Annotated in this window: 21 protein-coding genes; 18 read left to right on the top strand and 3 right to left on the bottom strand. The window is 61.0% G+C overall.

Annotated features, from left to right (window positions below; translation table 11 throughout):
- The first annotated feature begins 39 nt into the window (after positions 1-39).
- The 6 genes from pabC (at position 40) to ptsG (ending at position 6,006) form a co-directional block, all read left to right on the top strand.
- Positions 40-852 (top strand): aminodeoxychorismate lyase, encoded by an 813-nt coding sequence (gene pabC, locus LB453_RS14725; protein ID WP_103795467.1) that lies wholly within the window; start codon positions 40-42, stop codon positions 850-852.
- Positions 849-1,868 carry an endolytic transglycosylase MltG gene (gene mltG / locus LB453_RS14720; protein WP_103795468.1) on the top strand — a complete coding sequence of 340 codons (1,020 nt, stop codon included), beginning with the start codon at positions 849-851 and terminating at the stop codon, positions 1,866-1,868. Before pabC ends, mltG begins: the two co-directional genes overlap by 4 nt.
- Entirely contained in the window at positions 1,858-2,490 is a 633-nt protein-coding gene (gene tmk / locus LB453_RS14715; RefSeq protein ID WP_103795469.1) for a dTMP kinase, read from the top strand. Before mltG ends, tmk begins: the two co-directional genes overlap by 11 nt.
- Positions 2,487-3,476: a DNA polymerase III subunit delta' gene (gene holB, locus LB453_RS14710; protein ID WP_103795470.1), complete on the top strand. Its 990-nt coding sequence runs from the start codon at positions 2,487-2,489 to the stop codon at positions 3,474-3,476. Before tmk ends, holB begins: the two co-directional genes overlap by 4 nt.
- Positions 3,477-3,495: 19 nt before the next feature.
- The gene (locus tag LB453_RS14705; protein ID WP_103795471.1) at positions 3,496-4,287 is read left to right on the top strand and encodes a metal-dependent hydrolase; all 792 of its coding nucleotides are present in this window, start codon (positions 3,496-3,498) and stop codon (positions 4,285-4,287) included.
- A 285-nt stretch (positions 4,288-4,572) separates the two neighbouring features.
- Positions 4,573-6,006 (top strand): PTS glucose transporter subunit IIBC, encoded by a 1,434-nt coding sequence (gene ptsG / locus LB453_RS14700; protein WP_103795472.1) that lies wholly within the window; start codon positions 4,573-4,575, stop codon positions 6,004-6,006.
- Between the two features lie 62 nt (positions 6,007-6,068).
- Here the strand turns inward: ptsG and LB453_RS14695 are convergent, their stop codons facing one another.
- Together LB453_RS14695 and LB453_RS14690 are read right to left on the bottom strand one after the other, a co-directional pair.
- On the bottom strand, positions 6,069-7,208 hold the full coding sequence (locus LB453_RS14695; RefSeq protein WP_103795473.1) for a glycoside hydrolase family 105 protein: 1,140 nt from the start codon (positions 7,206-7,208) through the stop codon (positions 6,069-6,071).
- Between the two features lie 9 nt (positions 7,209-7,217).
- The gene (locus tag LB453_RS14690; protein ID WP_103795474.1) at positions 7,218-8,810 is read right to left on the bottom strand and encodes an MFS transporter; all 1,593 of its coding nucleotides are present in this window, start codon (positions 8,808-8,810) and stop codon (positions 7,218-7,220) included.
- A gap of 354 nt (positions 8,811-9,164) precedes the next feature.
- On the opposite strand from LB453_RS14690, the gene hinT reads away from it, so the two are divergent.
- The 8 genes from hinT to LB453_RS14650 all read left to right on the top strand — a co-directional run bounded on the left by hinT (position 9,165) and on the right by LB453_RS14650 (position 15,333).
- A complete protein-coding gene (gene hinT / locus LB453_RS14685; RefSeq protein WP_103795475.1) occupies positions 9,165-9,515 on the top strand; it encodes a purine nucleoside phosphoramidase in 351 nt (116 codons plus the stop codon).
- A gap of 21 nt (positions 9,516-9,536) precedes the next feature.
- Positions 9,537-9,905: a YcfL family protein gene (locus LB453_RS14680; protein WP_103795476.1), complete on the top strand. Its 369-nt coding sequence runs from the start codon at positions 9,537-9,539 to the stop codon at positions 9,903-9,905.
- Positions 9,906-9,915: 10 nt separating this feature from the next.
- Positions 9,916-10,521, top strand: a complete 606-nt coding sequence (lpoB, locus tag LB453_RS14675; RefSeq protein WP_103795477.1) for a penicillin-binding protein activator LpoB — start codon at positions 9,916-9,918, stop codon at positions 10,519-10,521.
- Positions 10,505-11,320, top strand: coding sequence for a thiamine kinase (thiK, locus tag LB453_RS14670; RefSeq protein ID WP_103795478.1), 816 nt, complete (start codon positions 10,505-10,507; stop codon positions 11,318-11,320). The genes lpoB and thiK overlap by 17 nt, the downstream gene beginning before the upstream one ends.
- 35 nt (positions 11,321-11,355) lie before the next feature.
- The gene (nagZ, locus tag LB453_RS14665; protein WP_103795479.1) at positions 11,356-12,399 is read left to right on the top strand and encodes a beta-N-acetylhexosaminidase; all 1,044 of its coding nucleotides are present in this window, start codon (positions 11,356-11,358) and stop codon (positions 12,397-12,399) included.
- 36 nt (positions 12,400-12,435) lie between these two features.
- Positions 12,436-12,981, top strand: a complete 546-nt coding sequence (gene ycfP, locus LB453_RS14660; protein ID WP_103795480.1) for an alpha/beta hydrolase YcfP — start codon at positions 12,436-12,438, stop codon at positions 12,979-12,981.
- Between the two features lie 210 nt (positions 12,982-13,191).
- Positions 13,192-14,496: an NAD(P)/FAD-dependent oxidoreductase gene (locus LB453_RS14655; protein WP_224481509.1), complete on the top strand. Its 1,305-nt coding sequence runs from the start codon at positions 13,192-13,194 to the stop codon at positions 14,494-14,496.
- 294 nt (positions 14,497-14,790) lie between these two features.
- Complete coding sequence (locus LB453_RS14650) at positions 14,791-15,333, top strand: glycine zipper 2TM domain-containing protein (RefSeq protein ID WP_103795482.1); 543 nt, start codon at positions 14,791-14,793, stop codon at positions 15,331-15,333.
- 253 nt (positions 15,334-15,586) lie between these two features.
- Here the strand turns inward: LB453_RS14650 and putA are convergent, their stop codons facing one another.
- On the bottom strand, positions 15,587-19,537 hold the full coding sequence (putA, locus tag LB453_RS14645; protein WP_224481508.1) for a trifunctional transcriptional regulator/proline dehydrogenase/L-glutamate gamma-semialdehyde dehydrogenase: 3,951 nt from the start codon (positions 19,535-19,537) through the stop codon (positions 15,587-15,589).
- Between the two features lie 450 nt (positions 19,538-19,987).
- On the opposite strand from putA, the gene putP reads away from it, so the two are divergent.
- The 4 genes from putP (at position 19,988) to efeB (ending at position 24,888) form a co-directional block, all read left to right on the top strand.
- A complete protein-coding gene (gene putP, locus LB453_RS14640; protein ID WP_103795484.1) occupies positions 19,988-21,472 on the top strand; it encodes a sodium/proline symporter PutP in 1,485 nt (494 codons plus the stop codon).
- A 180-nt stretch (positions 21,473-21,652) separates the two neighbouring features.
- A complete protein-coding gene (efeU, locus tag LB453_RS14635) occupies positions 21,653-22,486 on the top strand; it encodes an iron uptake transporter permease EfeU (protein ID WP_103795485.1) in 834 nt (277 codons plus the stop codon).
- Positions 22,487-22,490: 4 nt separating this feature from the next.
- Positions 22,491-23,612, top strand: coding sequence for an iron uptake system protein EfeO (efeO, locus tag LB453_RS14630; protein ID WP_103795486.1), 1,122 nt, complete (start codon positions 22,491-22,493; stop codon positions 23,610-23,612).
- 1 nt (position 23,613) lies between these two features.
- Complete coding sequence (gene efeB, locus LB453_RS14625) at positions 23,614-24,888, top strand: iron uptake transporter deferrochelatase/peroxidase subunit (RefSeq protein ID WP_103795487.1); 1,275 nt, start codon at positions 23,614-23,616, stop codon at positions 24,886-24,888.
- The last annotated feature ends 348 nt before the right edge of the window (positions 24,889-25,236 follow it).

The following is a 25,236-nucleotide window of genomic DNA, read 5'->3' as shown; positions in this document are numbered from 1 at the left end:
AACGCGCTACCATAGCGCTTTTCTTGACGGGAGAGCCTTATGTGGATAAACGGAGCGGAGCAGCTCAGCTTGCCCGCCACGGATCGCGCAACGCAATTTGGCGACGGCTGCTTTACCACGGCGGCGGTGCATAACGGCCGCATCCAGCTGCTGGAGGCGCACCTGCGCCGTCTGCGTGAGGGATGCGAACGCCTGCTGATACCCGACGTCGACTGGGGCAGGCTGGAAGCGGAGATGCGCGCAGCCGCACAGCCGCACGCGCAGGCGGTGGTAAAAGTTATCCTTAGCGCCGGCTCTGGCGGCCGCGGCTACAGCCGCAAAGGCGGCAGCGGCGCTACGCGCATCGTCTCGGTTGCGCCCTGGCCGCATCACTATCAGACGCTGCACACGCAGGGCGTCAGGCTGCAGAGCAGCCCGGTGCGGCTGGCGCAGAGCCCGCTGCTGGCGGGCATCAAACACCTGAATCGTCTGGAGCAGGTGATGATCCGTGCGCATCTCGAGCGGAGCGACGCCGACGAGGCGCTGGTGCTTGACACTGCTGGCTACGTGGTGGAATGCTGTGCGGCCAATTTATTCTGGCGGCAGGGCGAACGCGTTTTTACCCCTGATCTGACGCACGCTGGGGTCGACGGCGTGATGCGGCGTTATCTGATGGCGCAGATGGCCGCCGCCGGCCTGCATTGCCAGGTGGTGCGCTGCGAAGCGTCTCAGCTGCTGGCGGCCGACGAAATCGTGATCTGCAATGCCCTGATGCCGGTTTTGCCGGTGCGGCAGCTGGACGACAGAGAATACAGCGAACGCACGCTCTACCGCTGGTTTCAGGAGCGCTGCAATTTAATGGAAGCAAAATGAGTCGAACAAAAAAAATCTTCGTCGTTATCGCGGCGATTCTGGCCCTTGCGGCGGCGTTTAGCTACTGGCAAATCCAGCGCTTCGCCGCGACGCCGTTAACCATTGACCAGGAAACGATCTATACCTTGCCAGCGGGCACCGGGCGGGTGGCGCTGGAGGCGCAGCTGGAGAGCCAGCACCTGATCCCACAGAGTGTCTGGTTCGGCCCGCTGCTGAAGCTGGAGCCGGATCTGGCGCGCTTTAAAGCGGGCACCTATCGGCTACAGAAGGGGATGACGGTGCGCGCGCTGCTGCAGCTGCTCGCCAGCGGCAAAGAGGCGCAGTTCCCGCTGCGGCTGGTTGAGGGGCAGCGCCTGCGCGACTGGCTCGCCGAGCTGCGCGCCGCCCCCTATATCAAACACACGCTAAAGGATGATCAGTTCGCGACGCTGGCGAAAACGCTGAACATCGATCCGCTGGCGCTGGAAGGCAGCTTCTACCCGGACACTTATCTCTATACCGCCAACACCAGCGACATCGCGCTGCTGCAGCGCGCGCACCTCCGCATGACGGCGCTGGTGGACCAAATCTGGCAAAAGCGCATGGCGGATCTGCCCTATAAAAATCCGCTGGAGATGGTGACCATGGCGTCGGTCATTGAAAAAGAGACCGCCGTCAGCACCGAGCGCGCGCGCGTCGCGTCGGTATTTATCAATCGCCTGCGCACCGGTATGAAGCTGCAAACCGATCCGACAGTGATTTACGGCATGGGCGACAGGTACACCGGCACGCTAACCCGTAAAGACCTTGAGACGCCGACCGATTACAATACCTATACCATAAACGGCTTGCCGCCGGGCCCGATCGCCGTGCCGAGCAAAGCCTCGCTGGAAGCGGCCGCGCACCCGGAAAAAACGGATTACCTCTATTTTGTCGCCGACGGCAAGGGCGGCCATACCTTTACCACCAATCTTGCCAGTCATAACCAGGCAGTACAGGCTTACCGGCAAACGCTAAAGGAAAAAGATGAAAAGTAAGTTTATCGTCATTGAAGGCCTGGAAGGCGCCGGAAAAACCACCGCGCGCGAGGCGGTCGTCGCCGCGCTGCGCGAACGGGGCGTTCAGGATATCGTCTTTACGCGCGAGCCGGGCGGCACGCCGCTGGCCGAGCAGTTGCGCGTACTGGTGAAGCAGGGGATCGAAGGCGAGCAGGTCACGGACAAAGCCGAGCTGCTGATGCTCTACGCCGCCCGCGTTCAGCTGGTGGATACCGTGATTAAGCCCGCGCTGGCGCGCGGCGCCTGGGTTATTGGCGACCGGCACGATCTCTCTTCGCAGGCCTATCAGGGCGGCGGACGGGGGCTGGACGCCGCCCTGATGCGCACCCTGCGCGATGCGGTGCTGGGGGATTTCCGTCCCGATCTTCAGCTCTATCTCGACGTCACGCCGGAAATCGGCCTGCAGCGCGCCCGCGCGCGCGGCGCGCTGGATCGCATCGAGCAGGAGTCGCTGCGCTTTTTCGAGCGCACGCGTGCGCGCTATCTGGCGCTGGCGGCTGAAGACAAGAGCATCCTGACGGTGGATGCGACGCAGCCGCTCGAGAGCGTCACCCAGGCGATCAAAGCGACCCTGACGCGCTGGCTGGATCAGCAGGCATGAACTGGTATCCCTGGCTGAATCAGCCTTACCGCTACATCATCGGCCAGCATCAGGCGGGACGCGCGCATCACGCGCTGCTGATCCAGGCGATTGACGGCATGGGCGAGGAGGCGCTGGTATGGGGCGTCAGCCGCTGGCTGATGTGTCAGCAGAAGGATGGGCTAAAAAGCTGCGGCCAGTGCCACGGCTGCCAGCTGATGCAGGCGCAGACCCATCCCGACTGGTACCGGCTGGAGGCGGAAAAGGGCAAAAGCACCCTGGGTATCGACGCGGTGCGCCAGGTGACCGAAAAGCTCTACCATTTCGCCCAGCAGGGGGGCGCAAAAGTGGTCTGGCTGCCCGATGCCGCGCAGCTCAGCGAATCGGCGGCTAACGCGCTGTTGAAAACCCTGGAAGAGCCGCCCGCCAACAGCTGGTTCTTTTTAGGCTGTCGCGAGTCGTCCCGGCTGCTGGCCACGCTGCGCAGCCGCTGTATGGCGCTCTCGCTGACGCCGCCGGACGAGGCGCAGAGCCTGCAGTGGCTGGGCAAGCAGCAGTCGCACGCGCCCGCCGCGCTGCAAACCGCGCTGCGCCTTAGCGGCGGTGCCCCGGCGGCGGCGCTAAGGCTGCTGGAGCCAGCGCGCTGGCAGGCGCGCCAGAGCCTGTGTGACGGGCTGCCTGCCGCGCTGCGGCAGGATATTTTACTGCTGCTGCCGCTGCTTAATGCCGAGGATGTCGCCGCGCGTATCAGCTGGCTGATGGCGCTGCTGGTGGATGCCATTAAGTGGCAGCAGGGCGCCGCGCGCTGGCTGAGCAACCCCGACCGTGAGGATGTGGTCGCGCTGCTGGCAGAGACCTTTTCTGCTCGCGCGCTGGATGAGAGCGCACGCGAGTGGATGCAGTGCCGGGAAGAGCTGCTGCACGTGGCCGCCGTTAACCGCGAACTGCTGTTAACCGACCGACTTCTTAGCTGGGCGGATAAACGCAAGCCCGGCGTAGTCGCTTAACGATTTAAAGAGACACCTTATGTTTATTGTTGATTCACACTGCCATCTTGATGGCCTGGACTATGAAAAGCACCATCGCGATCTCGACGATGTGCTTGCCAAAGCCGCCGCGCGCGACGTGAAATTTATGCTGGCCATCGCCACAACGCTGCCCGGTTTTCATACCCTGAAGGCGCTGGTGGGCGAGCGAGAAAATATCGCGCTCTCGGTCGGCGTACACCCGCTGAACCAGGAAGAGCCGTACGACGTCGAGGAGTTTCGTCGTCTGGCCGCCGATCCGCGCGTGGTGGCGCTGGGCGAAACCGGCCTTGACTACTATTATCAACAGGAAACCATGGCGCAGCAGCAGGCGTCGTTCCGCGAGCATATTCGCACCGGCATCGCGCTGAACAAGCCGATTATCGTCCATACCCGCGACGCGCGTGACGATACGCTGGCGATTCTGCGCGAAGAGCAGGTAGAGCGCTGCGGCGGTGTACTGCACTGCTTTACTGAAGATCAGGCGACGGCGGCGAAGCTGCTGGATATGGGCTTTTATATCTCTTTTTCCGGCATCGTCACCTTCCGCAATGCCGAACAGCTGCGCGAAGCGGCGCGCTATGTGCCGCTGGATCGCATGCTGGTGGAGACCGACTCGCCCTATCTGGCACCGGTGCCGTACCGCGGCAAAGAGAACCAGCCGGCCTATACGCGCGACGTAGCGGAGTATCTCGCGGTGCTGAAAGGGGTCGATATCGAGACGCTGGCCGCGACCACTACGCAAAACTTTTCGACGCTATTCAAGGTACCCATGAGCCGTCTCGGCGGTTAAGGTTTTATTTCAAAGCCTGTAATAATTCGGTAACACCGACGGATCGCCCTGTTTTTTACCGCAGGGCGACCTTTTTATGGGGTCAAAAGGCGCGCTGTCAGTCAGAATATACTGATATCCGGCCCGGCCGATTCAGGAAACGTGATAGTCATCAAAGTAACGCCAGCTGATTTATTTTACCCTTCGTAATAATTAAAAGGCGGTCACCGTCAAACGGGTTGCGGATCCTCCCCCACGACCCAGCGCATAGCGCAAAATCGCACTCATACTCAGGAGCTTCAGGCTATGTTCAAGAACGCATTTGCGAACCTGCAAAAGGTCGGTAAATCGCTCATGCTGCCGGTATCGGTTCTGCCGATCGCCGGCATTTTATTAGGTGTTGGTTCGGCAAACTTTAGCTGGCTACCGGCCGTCGTTTCCCACGTCATGGCGGAAGCGGGTGGGTCGGTGTTTGCTAATATGCCGCTTATCTTCGCTATCGGCGTGGCGCTCGGCTTTACCAACAACGACGGCGTCTCGGCGCTGGCGTCGGTGGTGGCCTACGGCATCATGGTGAAAACCATGGCGGTGGTCGCGCCGCTGGTGCTGCATCTCTCCGCTGAAGAGATTGCCGCGCACCATCTGGCGGATACCGGCGTGCTGGGCGGCATTATTGCCGGTGCGATAGCGGCCTATATGTTTAACCGCTTCTACCGTATCAAGCTGCCGGAATATCTGGGCTTCTTCGCCGGTAAGCGCTTTGTGCCGATTATCTCCGGCCTGGCGGCGATCGTGCTGGGCGTGCTGCTCTCCTTTATCTGGCCGCCAATTGGCTCGGCGATTCAGGAGTTTTCACAGTGGGCGGCCTACCAGAACCCGGTTGTTGCGTTCGGTATCTACGGCGTCGTTGAACGTGCGCTGGTGCCTTTCGGCCTGCACCATATCTGGAACGTACCTTTCCAGATGCAGATTGGTGAGTTCACCAATGCGGCGGGTCAGGTGTTCCACGGCGATATTCCGCGCTATATGGCGGGCGACCCGACCGCGGGCAAACTCTCTGGCGGCTTCCTGTTCAAAATGTACGGCCTGCCGGCGGCGGCAATCGCTATCTGGCATTCGGCGAAGCCTGAAAACCGCGCCAAAGTGGGCGGCATCATGATCTCCGCCGCGCTGACCGCGTTCCTGACCGGTATCACCGAGCCGATCGAATTCTCATTTATGTTCGTTGCGCCGATCCTCTATGTGATCCACGCAATCCTGGCCGGTCTGGCGTTCCCGATCTGTATCCTGCTCGGCATGCGTGACGGCACCAGCTTCTCGCACGGCCTGATCGACTTTATCGTGCTGAGCGGCAACAGCAGCAAAATCTGGCTGTTCCCGGTTGTAGGCATTATCTACGGTCTGGTTTACTACACCATTTTCCGCGTGCTGATCGTCAAGCTGAACCTGAAAACGCCTGGCCGTGAAGATGTCACCACCGAGTCCTCTTCAGCAACCGGCAGCGAGATGGCGGGCAAGCTGGTTTCCGCTTTCGGCGGCAAAGAGAACATCACGAACCTGGATGCCTGCATTACCCGTCTGCGCGTCAGCGTGGCGGACGTCAGCAAGGTTGACCAAAACGAGCTGAAAAACCTCGGCGCCCGTGGCGTAGTGGTGGCAGGCTCAGGGGTTCAGGCGATTTTCGGCACCAAGTCCGATAACCTGAAAACCGATATGGATGACTATATCCGCAGCATGTAAAGCGTAATAAAGATAAAGCCCCGCACAAGCGGGGCTTTTTTTTGGCTGTCTGCGCGCGGCGCTCAGAGATAGACGCGCAGGTACTCCGTCAGGCAGAGCAGCGCCATCGCCTGACCGTAAGGCATCGAGGTGAGCGGCACGTTGCGGTAGTAGTCGAGATCGCTGCCCATCGCGGTGCCGAACGAAACCTGCTTCAGCTCGCCCTCTTCGTCGATGTTGGCGATTACGCCGCGCAGCGCGTTCAGCCCGGTGGGCAGATAGTCCGCGCTAAGGTAGCGCTTGCGCACCGCCTTGATAATGCCGTAGGCGAAGCCCGCGGTCGCCGACGCCTCCAGATAGCTGTCGGGATCGTCCAGCAGCGTGTGCCACAGGCCGCTCGGATGCTGGCAGGCGCGCAGCGCTTTCACCTGGCTCTCCAGCACCTGCAGCAGGAAGCGCCGCGTCGCATGCTGTTCCGGCCAGTTCATCATCTCCAGGAAGTCGGGGATCGCGATAGTGAGCCAGCTGTTGCCGCGCGCCCAGCGCGCACTGGCGAAATTATGGCGCCCCTCGAAGCTCCAGCCGTGAAACCAGAGGCCGGTCTGGCGATCCATCAGATATTGCGTATGCAGCAGGAACTGATAGCTCGCCTCCTCGATAAACTCTTGACGATTGAGCAGCTGGCCGATTTTTGCCAGCGCCATAACGCTCATCATCAGCGTATCGTCCCAGAGCTGCTGGTGGTTTTCATTGTTGTAGACGATATGCTGCAGGCCACCCTGCTCGGTGCGCGGCATCTCATACATTACCCACTCCGCCCAGCGCTCCAGCACCGGCCGCCAGGCGGGGTTGCCCGTCTCTTCGTAGCGCCAGGCGAGCGTCAGGAAGGGCGCCACGGTATTTACGTTTTTGGTTGGGGTGCCTTCCGCAAGGCGCGCGGCGAACCAGTCGTCAATAATGCTTAGCGTCTGCCGATCGCCGGTTTGCTGATAATAGTGCAGCATACCGTAGAGACCGATGCCGTGGGTCCACTCCCAGCCCGCCCAGCCTTTGGTATCAATCACGCGTCCGTCGTCGAGGCGCAGCAAAAACTCTCCCGTCTCGTCGGTAATATTCACCAGGTTTTGCGTCAGCTTGTGAATCAGTTGCAGCAGCTCCCGGCGCGGCAGCAGAAATTCGGGTTGGCACAAAAGCGCACTCTGTTTCACAGGAAATACAGTCATGGTTCATTCCTATCGTTTCAAGGTGGTAGTCAGGGGAGAAGCGAGCGGACGCGCGGCGGTTAGCGGCGGCGCGGCCGGTTTATGACGGTTAAGGAAGCCGATGTTGTTGTTGCCCCACAGATTCTCATAGGGCATCCCGGCCAGGGTCTCGACGATATCGCGCGCTTCAGGCGTGATGCGCTCCGGCAGGACGCGGTCAGCCTCGCGTATCTTCAGCGTCTCTTCGCGCAGCACGGTGTGGGTCTGCAGATTGAGCTTAAAGCGCAGCGAAACCAGGAAGCCGCAGACCAGCACGCACAGGGTGCCGAGGCTGAGGATGCCGAGAATGGTATGGCTGACGCCTGGCGCCTGGGTCGCCTGACCCGAGACGAAGCCGGAGAGCTGCAGCACGATGCCGACCAGCATCACCGCGCCCGCCTGGGAGGCTTTGCGGGTCAGGGTCATAATGCCAGCAAAAATCCCCTCGCGGCGCTGGCCGGTAATCACCTCATCCACGTCAGCGATGTAGGTGTAGATATTCCAGGGTACATAGTTGATGCCGCCGCGTCCCAGACCCGCCAGCGCCGAAATCAGCAGCAGCAGTGAAAAGCTGTCGCTCATGCCCGCATACCAGAGGCCGGCGTAGGAGAGGGCGGCGATGCCGAACAGCGTGACCACCAGGCGGTAGGCGGGCGCTGGCCCCATACGGATGCAGAGCGGGATCATGCCCATCACGGCGATAAACTGCAGCAGCGCCATGGTGCCCATCAGGTTTGAGGCGACCTGCGCGCTCTGCATCAGCACGAACACCACATACCAGGTAAAGACGGCGTTAAAGACATCCTGTGCAATATAGCCGCCCAGATACATGCCAAGATGCTGACGGAAAATGCGGATGCGCAGCGTCGAGGCGAGCTCAACATAGAGACGCTTCAGGCTCTGCATCAGAGAGAGCTGCCGCTTCTCCTCTTCGGCGCGGCGCGACTCTGCGGAGAAGTCGCCGGGATCGCGCTCCCAGGTAAAGAACCAGACCAGCGTCAGCACCAGCGCGCAGATAATGGAAAACACCAGGCTGGCATAGAAAAACGAGAGCGGATTATCTTTGCCCAGCGCGCCGATCAAGATGCCCGGCAGGAAGGCGGCGAGGATCGCCGACAGCTGCGCCAGCGCGATACGCGCGCCGGAGAAGCGGGTTTTCTGTTTGAAATCGTCGGTCATTTCCGGCACCAGGGTTTCATAGGGCACCAGAATCATGGTGTAGACAATATCGAACAGCAGGTAGGTGGCGAGATACCACCAGAAGCTCATATCGCCGATCCACATCAGGCTATAGCTAAAGACACAGGGAATGCCGAGCAGAATAAAGAATTTGCGGCGGCCGAAGCGCTTGCCCAGCCAGGTCGAGCCGAAGTTATCGGTGAGAAAGCCCATCAGCGGGCTGACTACCGCGTCCAGCACGCGCGCGGCGGCGAAGATAAAGGTCGCTTCAATAGGCGTCAGACCGCAGAAGGTCGTATAAAAATAGAGCAGCCAGGCAGCGGTAAGCGCCGTGGTGCCTGCGCCGAGAAAATCCCCGGAGCCGTAAGCCAGATAGTGGCCAAAACCAATTTTACGTGAGCGCATACGGATGCTCCTGTTTAGCCATAGTCATTACATCCCTTGTTATCCGGACCACACACTCGGAATAAATAGAAAGTAGAGCCGCAGCGCGGGGCAAACCTTCGCAATTACGCCAGGCGTCGCCTCTGGCTGGCAGTAACGCAAAGAAAAGGGCGGCGCGTTTCTAATTTATGAAACACCGTTTCATTTTAACTGCGCCCACGGCGGGAATGTGCGAAGCGGCGCACAGGAAAAAGAGGCGGTGAAAAATGGCGCAAAGGCAGGCAGTTAATCGGGGAAAAGTGGTACTGAGCTTGAAAGAAAACAAATTCCTCACGCATACTGATTCACTGTCAATCAGGCTTAAGGAATTGCACCATGGCTGAAGAAACTATTTTCAGTAAAATCATCCGTCGCGAAATCCCCGCCGACGTGGTGTATCAGGATGAGCTGGTCACTGCGTTTCGCGATATCTCTCCCAAAGCGCCGACCCATATTTTGATTGTCCCTAACGTATTAATCCCGACCGCTAACGACGCGCTGCCCGCCCACGAGCAGGCGCTGGGCCGCCTGTTCACCGTCGCCGCCAAAGTCGCGCGCGCCGAAGGCATCGATCAAGACGGCTACCGCCTGATCGTTAACTGCAATCGTCATGGCGGTCAGGAGGTGTACCACATTCATATGCATTTACTCGGCGGTCGTCCGCTGGGTCCAATGCTGGCCGACTGATTTTCCATACGGAAGCGAGTTATGCGTCAATGGCTGACAGGCTTGCCGCTCCTGCTGACTCTGGCAGGCTGCAGCAGCGATAAACCGATGATCGACACGTCGCAGTCGCTGGTAATGGAGTCCTCTGTGCTCTCTGCCGGCATCATTACCGACGAGCCGGTAATCGACGAGCAGGATGGGCAGCAGCGCGCGCGCAGCGTGCTCTATAATCAGCGCGAAACGCCGGTGGTGATCCACTATCGTTATTACTGGTACGACGACAAAGGACTGGAAATTACGCCGGGCGAACCGGCGCAGCGGGTCACCGTTCCGGCACACGGCAGCATTGTCGCCGCTTCCCAAATGGGCAACCTGACGGCCAGCAAGGTTCGTCTCTACCTTTATCTCTGAGGACTGTTACGTGATTCGCCGACTCCCTCGTTCCGGAGCGCTTCTGATGGCGCTCATTCTTTCCGGCTGCGTAATTAAGCAGCAGCAGCCCGCCCCCGTTGAACCGACGCAGCCTGCCGAACCGACGCAGCCGCAGCCCGTTCCGCAGCCGGAGCCTGTGCCGGAGCCAACGCAGCCGGTGCCGCAGCCGCCGAAGCTGAAAACCATTAACTGGGACGCCAGCGTGCAGCCGCTGGTGGCGCAGATGCTGCGCTCCGCCAACGGCGTCACGCCGGGCAGCGTGCTGATGGTGGATCGCATTAAAAACAGCACCAACGGCGCGCTGCAGGGCGAAAAAGCCACCGATGCGATTCAGAACGCGCTGGCCAACAACGGCAAGTTTACGCTGGTAACCAACGATCAGCTGGCGCAGGCCAAGCAGACGCTGGGCCTGTCGCCGGACGATAGCCTGAACTCGCGCAGCAAGGCGATTGGCCTGGCCCGCACGCTCAACGCGCAGTATGTGCTCTACAGCACGGCGCAGGGCGATGTGAAGACCCCGACGCTGCAAATGCAGCTGATGCTGGTGCAGACCGGCGAAATCGTCTGGTCAGGCAAAGGTGTCGCCCAGAATTGATCCCTTGCTGCTGGCGCGTATCGAAGCACGACTGCCGGGCGTCGCGGCGGGCAGGCTGACGCCGCTGCAGGGGCTGACCGGCCACAGCAGCAAACTGGAAAGCGAGCGGGGCGCGTTTATTGCGCGCCCTGCGCCACAGCCGGCGATCCCCTTTGTCGATCGCCAGCGCGAAGCCCGCCTGCTGCGTAAACTGCATCCCAGCGGCCTGACGCCGCGCCCGCTGCCAGGCGACGCGCAGCTATTGCTGCTGCCGTGGCGCGCGGGTAAGCCGCTCTCGCCGCAGGCGTTTCAGCAGCGGCGTGACGAGGTGGTGACCCTGCTGCTGCGGCTGCATCAGCAGCCGCCTACCGGCTATCGCCTGCTGCTGCTGCCGCTGCTGTGGCGCTACTGGCAGCTGTGCCGCCAGCGGCACCCCGGCTGGCAGCGCGCCCTGCGTCGGCTGGCGCGCGTGGGCGAACCCGCCCCGCTGCGGCTGGCGCCGCTGCATATGGATGTCCACGCCGGCAACCTGATTGCAGACGGGGAAGGGCTGCACCTGATCGACTGGGAGTACGCCGCCGATGGCGACGTGGCGTTAGAGCTGGCTGCGCTGTGCGCCGCCGATCCCGCCCATGCGGATCGCTGGCTGGCCGCCTATGCCCGGGCGGCACATCTGCCGCCCGCGACGCTGGCGCGGCAGGTGACGCGCTGGCAGCCCTGGCTGCGACTGCTGATGGCGAGCTGGTATCAGCTGCGCGCCGAGCAGAGCGAGGATGCGGAACTGCGCCAGCTGGCGCGGCAGAGCTGGCAATACATTTAATACGCGCGGCGAGAACGCCGCGCCAGGAACAGATTATGACGACACAACTTCCCGGCCCGCTGATGCTGGATGTCGAAAGTTTTGAACTGGATGCCGAAGAGCGCGAGATGCTGCAGCATCCCACGGTCGGCGGCGTGATCCTCTTTGCGCGCAACTACCACGATCCGGCGCAGCTTGCCGAGCTGGTGCGCCAGATCCGCAGCGCGTCGCGCACGCGGCTGGTGGTGGCGGTCGATCAGGAGGGCGGACGCGTGCAGCGCTTCCGCGACGGCTTCACCACCTTGCCCGCGATGCAGTCTTTCGCGGCGCTGCACGATGCGGAAACCGGCGGCGAGCTGGCGCAGCAGGCGGGCTGGCAGATGGCGGCGGAGATGATCGCCATGGATATCGACATCAGCTTCGCGCCGGTGCTGGATCTGGGCCATATCAGCGCGGCGATCGGCGATCGCTCGTTCCATGAGGATCCGCAAATTGCGCTGGCGATGGCGCGCCGCTTTATCGCCGGCATGCATGAAGCCGGCATGAAAACCACCGGCAAGCACTTCCCGGGGCACGGCGCGGTCAGCGCCGACTCGCACAAAGAGACGCCGCGCGATCCGCGCGATCTGGAAACCCTGCGTCGTCACGATATGGCGATTTTCCAGGCACTGTTCGACGAAGGCGCGCTGGATGCGGTCATGCCGGCGCACGTTATCTATACTGAAGTCGATCCACTGCCCGCCAGCGGTTCGCCTTACTGGCTGAAGAAGGTACTGCGTCAAGAGCTGGGCTTTGACGGCGTCATCTTCTCTGACGATCTGTCGATGGAAGGTGCCGCGATTATGGGCAGCTATGCCGAGCGCGCGCAGCAGTCGCTGTCGGCCGGATGCGACATGATCCTGGTCTGCAACCATCGCGAAGGGGCGATCAGCGTGCTGGATAATTTGATCGCGATCGGCGCCGAGCGCGTGCCGCGGCTGTACCATCGGGGAACCTTCACCCGCCAGAACCTGCAGCAGAGCACGCGCTGGAAGCAGAACGCGCAGCAGCTGAGCAACCTGCAGGCGCGCTGGCTGGAACACAAAGCGTCAGGGAAGTAGTCTCTGCTCCCGGCGCGCACAACGCTGAGGAGTGTCATGATTATTTATCTGCACGGTTTCGATTCCAACAGTCCGGGCAACCATGAAAAGGTGCTGCAGCTGCAGTTTATCGATCCTGACGTCAGGATGATTAGCTACAGCACCCGCCATCCCAAACATGATATGCAGTTCCTGCTGAAAGAGACCGACAAGCTGCTGACGCAGGGCGGCGGCAGCGCCCAGCCGCTGATTTGCGGCGTCGGCTTGGGCGGCTACTGGGCAGAGCGCATCGGCTTTCTCTGCGGCATTCGTCAGGCTATTTTCAATCCCAACCTCTTTCCCTTTGAAAATATGGAGGGAAAAATTGACCGCCCGGAAGAGTATCTCGACATCGCCACCAAGTGCGTCAGCGACTTTCGCGACAAGAACCGCGACCGCTGCCTGGTATTTCTGTCGCGTCGCGACGAGGTGCTGGAGAGCCAGCGCAGCGCAGAGACGCTGCATCCCTTCTATGAAATCGTCTGGGATGAGCATGAAGGCCATAAGTTCAGGAATATCTCGCCGCATCTTCAGCGCATTAACGCTTTTAAAACATTAGGTTAAGCGTGCGGGCGGCGAGCGGCCGCCCATATTTTTTGCGTAATAATCTGAGATATCTGCCCACTAATTGATGTAAATCAATTTTGGTATGACCATCTTCCCTGCCCATGCTATCCTGCCTTCAGCAGCGATTTTAACTTCGCCAACCCTATGTTTCTTAAGGTTTAATTTAACCATTAATTAACTATTGGTTCACATTTTGAGGGGGTCTTGTTGACTACATCCATGAAAAAAATCGTTATTGTCGGTGGCGGCGCGGGCGGGCTGGAGATGGCTACGCAGCTCGGTCACAAGCTGGGCCGTAAGAAAAAGGCCGAGATTATTCTGGTGGATCGTAACCATAGCCACCTGTGGAAGCCGCTGCTGCACGAAGTGGCGACCGGATCGATGGACGAGGGCATCGACGCCCTGAGCTACCTGGCGCACGCGCGCAACCACGGCTTTCAGTTCCAGCTCGGCTCGCTGACCAATATCAACCGCGAGCGCAAAACCATCGAGCTGGCGGAGATGCGCGACGACAACGGCGAAGTGCTGGTGCCGCAGCGCGAGCTGGCCTACGACACCCTGGTGATGGCGCTCGGCAGCACCTCCAACGATTTCGGCACGCCGGGTGTCAAAGATCACTGCATCTTCCTCGATAACCCGCATCAGGCGCGGCGTTTCCACAATGAAATGCTCAACCAGTTCCTGAAGTTCTCCGCCAGCGAGGGCCGTCTGGAGAAGGTTAATATCGCCATCGTCGGCGGCGGGGCGACCGGCGTTGAGCTGTCGGCCGAGCTGCATAACGCGGTTAAACAGCTGCACAGCTACGGCTATAAAGGGCTGAGCAGCGAGGCGCTTAACGTCACGCTGGTGGAGGCGGGCGAGCGTATTCTGCCTGCGCTGCCGCCGCGCATCTCTGCCGCGGCCCACAGTGAACTGACCAAGCTGGGCGTGCGCGTGCTGACGCAAACTATGGTGACCAGCGCCGATAAAAACGGCCTGCACACCAAAGGCGGCGAATTTATCGAGGCGGATCTGATGGTTTGGGCGGCGGGCATTAAAGCGCCGGACTTCCTGAAAGAGATTGGCGGGCTGGAGACCAACCGCATCAACCAGCTGGTGGTGAAAGAGACGCTGCAGACCACCCTGGATGACGATATCTACGCTATCGGCGACTGCGCCTCCTGCGCGCTGCCGTCGGGCGGCTTCGTGCCGCCGCGCGCCCAGTCGGCGCACCAGATGGCGTCGCGCGCCATGGAGAATATCCTCGCCCAGCGTAGCGGCAAGCCGCTGAAAGCCTACGTCTATAAAGATCACGGTTCGCTGGTGTCGCTGTCGCGCTTCAGTACCGTCGGCAGCCTGATGGGCAACCTGATGCGCGGATCGATGATGGTAGAGGGGCGCATCGCGCGTTTCGTCTACATCTCTCTCTATCGCATGCATCAGATTGCGCTCCACGGCTACTTCAAGACCGGCCTGATGATGCTGGAGGGCAGCCTTAACCGCGTTATCCGCCCGCGCCTCAAGCTGCACTAATGATTTCCAGGCGGCGCAAGCCGCCTTTGCTTGTGGCAGAGGCTTGTTAAGCTTCTGACACATAACAGAAATTAATTAAAACCCTCGCGCTATACCCTGCTCAGAACTCTCCGAAAAGGTGGCCCTGATCCGCTTCCGGTGCGTTTTCCTCCATTAATCTGATGTTGCAATTTCGGGCCATCTGCAAAACTTCCTGCAACGATACGGCGGGTCGTGCACGCCGTTCTGTGCCATAGCGACAGGGGACATCGTCGCGGCACGCATGCACGGTAACAACTTCAGGAGGACAATCCTGTGAATAAATCAATGTTAGCGGGTATCGGTATCGGCGTTGCAGCTGCTTTGGGCGTGGCCGCCGTTGCCAGCATGGATGTATTTGATCGTGGTCCGCAGTATGCGCAGGTGCTTTCGGCAACGCCAATCAAAGAGAGCATCAGGCAGCCGCGTCAGGAATGTCGCAACGTTACGCTGACCCATCGTCGCGCGGTACAGGATGAGAACCGCATCGCCGGTTCGGTGCTGGGCGCGGTGGCGGGCGGCGTGCTGGGCCATCAGTTCGGCGGCGGACGGGGTCGCGATGTGGCAACGGTCGCAGGCGCGCTGGCGGGCGGCTATGCCGGCAACCAGGTGCAGGGCGGTTTGCAGGATCGCGATACCTATACGACATCAGAGCAGCGCTGCAAAACGGTATACGATAAACAAGAAAAGATGCTGGGTTATGACGTGACCTATAAAATAGGCAGCCAGCAGGGCAAAATCCGAATGGAAAACGACCCTGGCACCCGCATCCCGCTGGACCGTAACGGCCAGCTTATCCTGAACAACAATCAGGCTTAACGGGCAAAGACTCCCACACAGCACACGCATAGTAAAAAGGCACATCTTAAGGATGTGCCTTTTTTTTTGCCACTGTGCTGAGGCGGATAAGAGGGCCCGATAAGAAAGCGGCAAAAACGCCCTCTCTCCCCGCGTGGCGCGGGCACCCCTGAAGAGGCCAGCGCGTTGCGTCTGTTAAAAACGCGCCCGGCGTGTTTGTTGCTGACGCCGGACGCTTTGCTTCTCGCAGCGCCTTATCCGCTGGCGAGAGGTATTAACCGATGGTCATCAGGCTGGCGTTGCCGCCGGCCGCCGCGGTATTGACGCTCAGGGAACGCTCAATCAGCAAACGTTCCAGCAGCAGCTGGGTCTCGCCGCGAGCAAAGCCCTGCACCGACACAATCGCGCCGTCGCGCGCCGCAATCTGCTCGCACAGGGTGCGCAGCTGATCGGCGTCGCCGTGGTAGATCACCGCGTCGAAGTGCGTAGCGAAGAGATCCTTCTCCAGCGCGATGCGCGCCTGTACCGCCTGCGGCAGCCCCTGGCGCAGCTTGCGATGCAGCTCATCGTCCGGCCACAGCGCCTGGCTACCGACGCTGGTCACCGCCGCCAGCTGCACCAGCGCGTCCTGCTCGTTATCGGCGAGGCAGAGCACGCGTTCACGCGGCAGCAGCGAGAAGGTGTTGCGCTCGCCGGTCGGGCCGGTCAGCAGCCGCACGGTGCCCGCCTGCGCCAGCGTGGCGTAGCGCTGGCAGACGGCGGCCAGCTCGGGCTTGTCCTGCTGCGCCCAGGCGGTAAAGGCTTTATGCGGCTCCAGCAGCGCCTCGCGCAGCGTGCCGTCCGCCGGACGCTCGGCGTCCTGGCGCTCAAAGGTGGTGCTCAGCGCCGTTTCCGGACGGCTGGCCAGCAGACGATAGAGATAGAGCGGACCGCCCGCTTTCGGACCGGTGCCGGACAGCCCTTCGCCGCCGAACGGCTGCACGCCGACCACTGCGCCCACCATATTGCGGTTAACGTAGAGGTTGCCGACTTTGGCACTGGCGGTGACCTGCGCGATGGTTTCATCGATGCGGGTATGCACGCCCAGCGTCAGGCCGTAGCCGCCAGCGTTGATCTGATCGATCAGCTGCGGCAGCGCGTTGCGCGCGAAGCGCACCACGTGCAGCACCGGGCCGAAGATCTCCTTGTCGAGATCGCTGACCTGATCGATCTCGATCAGCGTCGGCTTGATAAAGGTGCCGCTTTGCCACTCTGCGCGATCCTGCGGGTGCTCCTGCGCCGCCTGGTAGACGGTATTGCCTTTATTGCGCATCGCCTGGATATGACGCTCGATGTTGGCCTTCGCCTCGGCGTCGATCACCGGACCGATATCGGTAGAGAGACGCTCCGGGTTGCCCATGCGGCATTCGGCCATCGCGCCGCGCAGCATCTTCAGGGTGTGATCCGCCACGTCCTCCTGGATGCAGAGCAGACGCAGCGCCGAGCAGCGCTGTCCGGCGCTGTCGAAGGCTGAGGCGAGAATATCGACCACCACCTGTTCGGTCAGCGCGGAAGAGTCGACGATCATCGCGTTCAGACCGCCGGTTTCGGCGATCAGCGGCGTTGGACGCCCCTGCGGATCGAGGCGGCCAGCCAGGTTGCGCTGCAGCAGGGTCGCCACGGCGGTGGAGCCGGTAAACATCACGCCGCGCACGCGCGGGTCACGCGTCAGCTGCGCGCCGACGGTCTCGCCGTCGCCCGGCAGCAGCTGCAGCACGCCCGCCGGCACGCCGGCATCCAGCAGGATGCGCACCGCCTGCGCGGCGATCAGCGGCGTCTGCTCCGCAGGCTTGGCCAGCACGCTATTGCCCGCCGCCAGCGCGGCCGCAATCTGACCGGTAAAGATCGCCAGCGGGAAGTTCCACGGGCTGATACAGACCACCGGACCAAGGGGACGGTGCGTTTCATTGTCGAAATCGTTACGCACCATGCCAGCGTAGTAGCGCAGGAAGTCGACCGCCTCGCGCACTTCGGCGATGGCGTTGTTGTAGGTTTTGCCCGCTTCGCGCACCAGAATGCCAATCAGCTGCTGCATCCCATCTTCCATATGCTGCGCGGCGCGATCGAGGATCGCCGCGCGCTCGTCCGGCGGCGTGGCGAACCAGATAGGACCGGCGTTCACTGCCGCATCCAGCGCCAGCGATACTTCCGCTTCGCTTGCTTCGCGCACCTGGCCGACGATATCGCCCGGCGCGGCCGGGTTGATCACCGCGCGGGTTTCGCCGTCGCCCAGCTCGCCGTCGATAATCGGCTGCGCCAGCCAGGGCTGCGCGGCGCTGCTCAGCAGGGCGCTGGAGAGCGAGGCCAGACGATGTTCGTTGGCCATATCAATGCCCGCCGCGTTGCTGCGTCCTGCGCCGTAGAGATCGCGCGGCAGCGGAATTTTCGGATGCGGCAGGCCAATTGCGCCTTCGCTCGCGCCCAGCTTTTCAACCGCCGCCACCGGATCGGCCACCAGCTCGTCAATCGGCAGCGACGTGTCGGCGATACGGTTAACGAAAGAGGTATTGGCGCCGTTTTCCAGCAGGCGACGCACCAGGTAGGCGAGCAGGGTTTCATGGGTGCCGACCGGCGCATAGATGCGGCACGGACGGTTCAGCTTGCCGTCCGCCACTTTACCGACCACCTGCTCATAGAGCGGTTCGCCCATGCCGTGCAGGCACTGGAACTCATACTGACCCGGATAGTAGTTATTGCCCGCCAGCTGATAGATCGCCGCCAGGGTATGGGCGTTGTGCGTGGCGAACTGCGGATAGATCAGGTTGGGCACCGCCAGCAGCTTGCGCGCGCAGGCGATATAGGAGATATCGGTGTAGACCTTGCGGGTATAGACCGGATAGCCTTCGAGACCTTCTACCTGGGCGCGTTTGATTTCGCTGTCCCAGTAGGCGCCTTTCACCAGGCGGATCATCAGGCGGCGACGGCTGCGCTGCGCCAGATCGATCAGCGAGTCGATCACGAACGGGCAGCGTTTCATATAGGCCTGGATAACGAAGCCGATGCCGTTCCAGCCCTCCAGCTCCGGCTCGAAGCAGAGCTTCTCCAGCAGGTCGAGGGACAGCTCGAGACGGTCCGCCTCTTCGGCGTCGATATTGATGCCGATGTCGTAAGAGCGCGCCAGCAGCGTCAGGGATTTCAGAATAGGGTAGAGCTCCTCCATCACGCGGTCGTACTGCGCGCGGCTGTAGCGCGGGTGCAGGGCGGAGAGCTTAATAGAGATGCCCGGCCCTTCATAAATGCCGCGTCCGTTGGAGGCTTTGCCGATAGCGTGGATCGCCTGCTGGTAGGAGACCAGGTAGGCTTTGGCGTCGCTGGCGGTCAGCGCCGCTTCGCCCAGCATATCGTAGGAGTAGCGGAAGCCTTTCTCTTCCAGCTTGCGCGCGTTCGCCAGCGCCTCGGCGATGGTTTCGCCGGTGACGAACTGTTCGCCCATCAGGCGCATCGCCATATCCACCCCTTTGCGCACCAGCGGCTCGCCGCTCTTGCCGATAATTCGGTTTAGCGAGCGCGACAGGTTGGCTTCGTTGTGGGTCGAGACCAGGCGTCCGGTAAACAGCAGACCCCAGGTGGCGGCGTTCACAAACAGCGAGGGGCTGCGGCCCAGGTGCGACTGCCAGTTGCCGTTGCTGATCTTGTCGCGGATCAGCGCGTCGCGCGTCGGCTTATCGGGAATACGCAGCAGCGCTTCCGCCAGGCACATCAGCGCCACGCCCTCCTGTGAGGAGAGGGAGAACTCCTGCAGCAGGCTTTGCACCATTCCGGCTCGTCCGGTTGCACCTTTCTGGTGCCTCAGCTTGTCCGCGAGGCTGTAGGCGAGCTGGTGCGTCTTCTCTGCCAGCGCCGCCGGCAGACGCGCCTGCTCCAGCAGCATCGGCACCGCGTCGGTCTCTGGCCGACGCCAGGCGGCGGTAATGGCGGCGCGCGTGACCGACTGCGGCAGAATATGTTCAGCGAAGTCGAGGAACGGCTGGTGCGTCTCGTCCGGCACGCTCTCATCTTGCTCCGCCTGCGCGCCTGCCGTCATGGGGATCTCTGGCAGGGCGTCGCCGCTCTCCAGCTGACCGAGATAGTTGAAAATGGCCTGCTTGATCAGCCAGTGCGGCGTGCGGTCAACCTTCTGCGCCGCCAGTTTAATCCGTTCGCGGGTGGCTTCATCCAGCTTCACCCCCATCGTTGTGGTACCCATGACCTGTCTGCTCCTCTCTTTACGCTCATACTACGTGGCCAGCACTATCTCTGATGTTGCAACTTTGTGCAACCGTGTTAAGTGTGACCTGCTTAACAGCCTTTTTAATGATTAATTTGTTAACGCTTTAAAAGGCGGCACGGAACTTGCTGCAAGAATCTCGCCAAAATTGCATGGCGCTAACTTACTGCATTAATGAAGGTTTAAAGAGGTGCAACTATGGAACTGTGAGCGAGTGCAACCTGTTAACAAAATTTAGCCATTAACAGGTGAAATCGCTGTAATGCCTGTGTTAAATCCATTGTGCGTATCGCACCTTTCCGGCAGGATACCGCGCCTTGGGAAAGGTCAGGCGCCTGAAGCTGGACAAAACCTGTGGCGTTGTCCCGTTCCGACGAGGCCACAGCGTACGGTTTCTCTCGGGAAATCAACTATAAAGTGGAGAGATGAATGAGTGTAAGCACACCGATGCTGGTGACTTTTGTAATTTATATCCTTGGGATGGTGCTGATAGGCTTCGTGGCCTATCGTTCAACCAAAAACTTCGACGATTACATTCTGGGCGGCCGCAGTCTGGGCAGCGTGGTGACCGCGCTCTCTGCGGGCGCGTCCGACATGAGCGGCTGGCTGCTGATGGGGCTGCCGGGCGCCATTTTTCTCTCCGGCATCTCGGAAAGCTGGATCGCTATCGGCCTGACCATCGGCGCCTGGCTGAACTGGAAAATCGTGGCGGGACGTCTGCGCGTGCAGACCGAACACCATGACAACGCCCTGACGCTGCCCGATTTTTTCACCAGCCGCTTTGAGGATAAAAGCAAACTGCTGCGCGTTATCTCTGCGCTGGTGATCCTGATTTTCTTCACCATCTACTGCGCTTCCGGCGTGGTAGCGGGCGCGCGCCTGTTTGAAAGCACCTTCGGCATGAGCTATGAAACCGCGCTGTGGGCCGGCGCCGCTGCGACCATTCTTTATACCCTGGTGGGCGGCTTCCTGGCGGTTAGCTGGACCGATACCGTGCAGGCGAGCCTGATGATTTTCGCACTGGTGCTGACGCCGATTATCGTGATTGTCGCGGTAGGCGGGCTGGACGACTCGCTGGCGGTGATCGAGGCGAAGAGCATTGAAAACATCAATATGCTGAAGGGGCTCAACTTTGTTGCGGTGATTTCGCTGCTGGGCTGGGGCCTCGGCTACTTCGGCCAGCCGCACATCCTGGCGCGCTTTATGGCGGCGGATTCGCATCGCTCAATCCGCACCGCACGCCGCATCGGTATGGCCTGGATGGTGCTCTGCCTGGCGGGCGCGGTGGCGGTCGGCTTCTTCGGCATCGCCTACTTCCAGAATCACCCGGAGCTGGCGGCGAACGTCAGCGGCAACGGCGAGCGCGTCTTTATCGAGCTGGCGCGCATTCTGTTTAACCCGTGGATCGCCGGCATTCTGCTTTCGGCCATTCTGGCGGCGGTGATGTCGACCCTTAGCTGCCAGCTGCTGGTCTGCTCCAGCGCGCTGACTGAGGATCTCTATAAAGGCTTCCTGCGCAAAAACGCCAGCCAGAAAGAGCTGGTCTGGTTTGGTCGCGCGATGGTGCTGCTGGTGGCGCTGGTCGCTATCGCGCTCGCCTCTAACCCGGATAACCGCGTGCTGGGGCTGGTGAGCTACGCCTGGGCCGGTTTCGGTGCCGCCTTTGGTCCGGTGGTGCTGTTCGGCGTCTGCTGGAAGCGCATGACGCGCAACGGCGCGCTGGCTGGCATGGTGATCGGTGCGGCGACGGTGCTGATCTGGAAACAGTATGGCTGGCTGGGCCTGTATGAAATTATTCCGGGCTTTGCCTTCTCCAGCATCGCCATTGTGCTCTTCAGCCTGATGGGCCGTGAGCCGTCTGCCGCCGCGCAGCAGCGCTTTGAGGCGGCCGAAGCGGAGTACCAGACGAAGTAATTCATTACAACATACAAGCCCGCGACCTGAAGAGGCGCGGGCTTTTTTTATCTCTGCAGGGCCGTAAATAATTTCGCAGCATTACTTGTTTTTTCCACCGCGATAATGATAATCGGTATCGTTCGCATTTTACCTAACTTTACCTGCGATTGACGCTGCTTAACATTCAAGAGGTCGGCGATGTTTGTTCCCTTTCTTATCATGCTGCGCGAAGGCCTGGAAGCGGCGCTGATCGTCAGCCTGATCGCCAGCTATCTTAAGCGCACCGGCCGCACCCGCTGGTTTCCCGCGCTGTGGGCGGGCGTATTTATCGCGGCGGCCCTCTGCCTGGCGCTCGGCATTATCATCAATCAGACCACCGGCGAATTCCCGCAGAAACAGCAGGAGCTGTTTGAGGGCATCGTGGCCGTGGTGGCCGTGGCGATCCTTACCTCAATGGTGTTCTGGATGCGTAAGGTGGCGCGCAATATGCGCGCGCAGCTTGAGCAGGCGGTAGATCAGGCGCTGAGTCAGAGCGGGCGCGGCGGGCTGGCGCTGGTGCTGATGGTGTTTCTCGCCGTGGCGCGCGAAGGGCTGGAGTCGGTGTTCTTTCTGCTGGCGGCCTTCACCCAGGATGTCGGCTATGCGCCGCCGGTGGGGGCGCTGCTCGGTCTGGCCACGGCGGTGGTGCTGGGCGTGCTGCTCTACTGGGGCGGCGTACGGCTGAATATGGCGCACTTTTTCCGCTGGAGCAGCCTGTTTATTCTCTTTGTCGCTGCCGGGCTGGCGGCGGGCGCAATCCGCGCATTCCATGAAGCGGGCCTGTGGAACCATTTTCAAGGCGTCGCCTTCGACCTGAGCAACGTGCTCTCCACCCATTCGCTGGCGGGCACGCTGCTTGAGGGCGTACTGGGCTATCAGGAGACGCCGAGCGTCAGCGAAGTGACGGCCTATTTTCTCTATCTTATTCCGGCGCTGCTGCTGTTTTTACTGCCGGCACGTCCGGCGCGCCAACTCTCGACTAAACAGGGATAACTCTATGATGATTCGCTTTCGCCGCAAAACCCTGCTGGCCTCGCTGCTGGCGCTGACGGGAACCGCTGCGGCTGCCGATATTCCGCAGGTCGCCGTCAGCGTGACGGATACCCAGTGCGAACCGATGCAGCTGACGGTCAAGCCAGGCAAAACCCAGTTTCTGATCAAGAACAACAGTCAGAAAGCGCTGGAGTGGGAGATTTTGAAAGGCGTGCTGGTGGTGGAAGAGCGTGAGAATATCGCGCCGGGCTTCAGCCAGAAGCTCACTGCCAACCTGGAGGCGGGCGAGTATGAGATGACCTGCGGCCTGCTGAGCAATCCGAAGGGCAAACTGATCGTGCAGGGCGAGGGGGCACCAGCCGCGAAAGGGGACAAACCTGACGTGCTGGCGCTGGCCGGTCCCATCACCGCCTATAAAGCCTACGTGACGCAGGAAGTGGCGCAGCTGGCGGCGAGCACCGAAGCCTTTACCCATGCGGTGAAGGCGGGCGATATCGAGAAAGCGCGCGCGCTCTATGCGCCGACCCGCCAGCACTACGAGCGTATCGAGCCTATCGCCGAGCTTTTCTCCGATCTCGACGGCAGCATCGACGCGCGCGAAGATGACTATGAGAAGAAAGCGGAAGATCCGAAGTTCACCGGTTTCCACCGCCTGGAGAAAGCGCTGTTCAGCGATAACAGCACTAAAGGCATGGAGGGCTATGCCACCCAGCTCAACCGCGACGTGCAGGATTTGCAGACCCGCATCAGCGAGCTGGCTTTCCCGCCGGTAAAAGTGGTCGGCGGCGCGGCTGGCCTGATTGAAGAGGTCGCCTCCAGCAAGATCTCCGGCGAAGAGGATCGCTACAGCCGCACCGACCTGTGGGATTTCCAGGCGAATATCGACGGCGCGCAAAAGATTGTCGATCTGCTGCGTCCCCAGCTGCAGCAGGCGAATCCGCAGCTGCTGGCGAAAGTCGACGGCAACTTTAAAAAAGTTGACGCTATTCTGAGCAAGTACCGCGAGGGGGCGGGCTTCGCCTCCTATGAGAAGCTCACCAGCGCGGATCGCAATGCGCTGAAAGGACCGATTACCGCGCTGGCGGAAGATCTCTCTTTACTGCGCGGTACCCTGGGTCTCGATTGATATGAGTCGTCAAAAGGATGAGGCGCAGCCCGCGCGGCGGCGCCTGTTAAAAGGGCTGGGGCTGTTTGGCGGCGCGGCCGCCCTGAGCGGCGGCTGTCCGTTTCACGCGGCGGCCGAGAGCTTCTCTCCCGGTACGGTTGCGCCCGACGCGCGACGTCAGGTGCAACCCTTTTACGGGCAGCATCAGGCGGGCATCACCACGCCGCAGCAGGCGTCGATGATGCTGGTCGCCTTCGACGTGCTGGCCAGCGATAAATCCGATCTGGTGCGGCTGTTTCAGCTGCTCACCGCGCGCATCGCCTTTTTGACCAGCGGCGGCCCGGCGCCGGCGGTGACCAATCCCAGGCTGCCGCCGATGGATTCAGGCATTCTCGGGGCGGAGATCGCGCCGGACAACCTCACCATCACGGTTTCGGTGGGCGCGTCGCTGTTTGATGAGCGTTTTGGCCTGCAGGCGCTGAAGCCCAAAAAGCTGCAAAGCATGACGCGCTTCCCCAACGATTCGCTGGATGCCGCCCAGTGCCACGGCGATCTGCTGCTGCAGATCTGCGCCAATACCCAGGACACGGTGATCCACGCGCTGCGCGATATCGTGAAATATACGCCTGACCTGCTGGGCGTACGCTGGCGGCGCGAAGGCTTTATCGCCGATCACGCCGCGCGCAGCCAGGGCAAAGAGACGCCCATCAACCTGCTGGGCTTTAAGGACGGCACGGCCAATCCCGATATGCAGGATAAGCCGCTGATGGACAAGCTGCTGTGGGTCACGGCCGATCAGGACGAGCCGGCGTGGACCCACAGCGGCTGCTATCAGGCGGCGCGGATAATCCGCTTCCGCGTTGAGATGTGGGACCGCACGCCGCTGGGCGAACAGCAGGCCATCTTCGGCCGCGACAAGCTGAGCGGTGCGCCGCTGGGCATGCAGCATGAGCACGACGTGCCGGACTATACGAAAGATCCCGACGGCGAGGTTATTGCGCTCGACGCCCATATTCGCCTCGCTAACCCGCGCACGCGCGAGACGGAGAGCAGCCTGATGCTGCGCCGTGGCTACAGCTATTCGGCGGGCACGACCGCATCAGGGCAGCTGGATATGGGGCTGCTGTTCGTCTGCTATCAGCATGACCTGGAAAAGGGCTTTATCACGGTACAGAAGCGGCTTAACGGCGAAGCGCTGGAGGAGTATGTGCGTCCCATTGGCGGCGGCTACTTCTTTGTTTTGCCCGGCGTTCCCGACGCTAAGCACTATCTGGCGCAGCCGCTGCTGGAAGCCTGATGTCACCTGCGCCGCCGCGGCGGCGGCGCAAAATATTTTTTTCCCGCCTGAAAATCTAATGCCTTGATCGCTATAACAAACTCTTTTTTTCCCCGCCCGTCGTCGGCTGTTATTTCTGAATTCCGGGCTTGCGCGTAAAATTAATGTTGCCAAATCTGTTAAAATTAGTGCAGTTTAATGGATAAGCGTGTTGTATTGCAGACTGGAGTCGCGCATGGGAAGGTCCTTTACAGGACAGACGGTTTTACTTCAGGTTCCACACTCTTCAGCGAGGGCTTGCGCGCCTTCGACAGCCACCCCTTCTTTAACAGATTACTGTTTCACCTCAAACTTTACCGGTGTGCGTTT

The sequence above is a fragment of the Pantoea agglomerans genome, assembly GCF_020149765.1.
Taxonomy (GTDB): domain Bacteria; phylum Pseudomonadota; class Gammaproteobacteria; order Enterobacterales; family Enterobacteriaceae; genus Pantoea; species Pantoea alvi.
Note: the sequence above shows the minus strand (reverse complement) of the source record. Positions and strands in the feature narration are given on the sequence as shown.

What these genes read in the sequence shown, in the direction of transcription:
- pabC (WP_103795467.1), top strand. Translation starts at nt 40, where the DNA reads ATGTGGATAAACGGAGCGGAGCAGCTCAGCTTGCCCGCCACGGATCGC.
- mltG (WP_103795468.1), top strand. Translation starts at nt 849, where the DNA reads ATGAGTCGAACAAAAAAAATCTTCGTCGTTATCGCGGCGATTCTGGCC.
- tmk (WP_103795469.1), top strand. Translation starts at nt 1,858, where the DNA reads ATGAAAAGTAAGTTTATCGTCATTGAAGGCCTGGAAGGCGCCGGAAAA.
- holB (WP_103795470.1), top strand. Translation starts at nt 2,487, where the DNA reads ATGAACTGGTATCCCTGGCTGAATCAGCCTTACCGCTACATCATCGGC.
- LB453_RS14705 (WP_103795471.1), top strand. Translation starts at nt 3,496, where the DNA reads ATGTTTATTGTTGATTCACACTGCCATCTTGATGGCCTGGACTATGAA.
- ptsG (WP_103795472.1), top strand. Translation starts at nt 4,573, where the DNA reads ATGTTCAAGAACGCATTTGCGAACCTGCAAAAGGTCGGTAAATCGCTC.
- LB453_RS14695 (WP_103795473.1), bottom strand. Translation starts at nt 7,208, where the DNA reads ATGACTGTATTTCCTGTGAAACAGAGTGCGCTTTTGTGCCAACCCGAA.
- LB453_RS14690 (WP_103795474.1), bottom strand. Translation starts at nt 8,810, where the DNA reads ATGCGCTCACGTAAAATTGGTTTTGGCCACTATCTGGCTTACGGCTCC.
- hinT (WP_103795475.1), top strand. Translation starts at nt 9,165, where the DNA reads ATGGCTGAAGAAACTATTTTCAGTAAAATCATCCGTCGCGAAATCCCC.
- LB453_RS14680 (WP_103795476.1), top strand. Translation starts at nt 9,537, where the DNA reads ATGCGTCAATGGCTGACAGGCTTGCCGCTCCTGCTGACTCTGGCAGGC.
- nagZ (WP_103795479.1), top strand. Translation starts at nt 11,356, where the DNA reads ATGACGACACAACTTCCCGGCCCGCTGATGCTGGATGTCGAAAGTTTT.
- ycfP (WP_103795480.1), top strand. Translation starts at nt 12,436, where the DNA reads ATGATTATTTATCTGCACGGTTTCGATTCCAACAGTCCGGGCAACCAT.
- putA (WP_224481508.1), bottom strand. Translation starts at nt 19,537, where the DNA reads ATGGGTACCACAACGATGGGGGTGAAGCTGGATGAAGCCACCCGCGAA.
- putP (WP_103795484.1), top strand. Translation starts at nt 19,988, where the DNA reads ATGAGTGTAAGCACACCGATGCTGGTGACTTTTGTAATTTATATCCTT.
- efeU (WP_103795485.1), top strand. Translation starts at nt 21,653, where the DNA reads ATGTTTGTTCCCTTTCTTATCATGCTGCGCGAAGGCCTGGAAGCGGCG.
- efeO (WP_103795486.1), top strand. Translation starts at nt 22,491, where the DNA reads ATGATGATTCGCTTTCGCCGCAAAACCCTGCTGGCCTCGCTGCTGGCG.
- efeB (WP_103795487.1), top strand. Translation starts at nt 23,614, where the DNA reads ATGAGTCGTCAAAAGGATGAGGCGCAGCCCGCGCGGCGGCGCCTGTTA.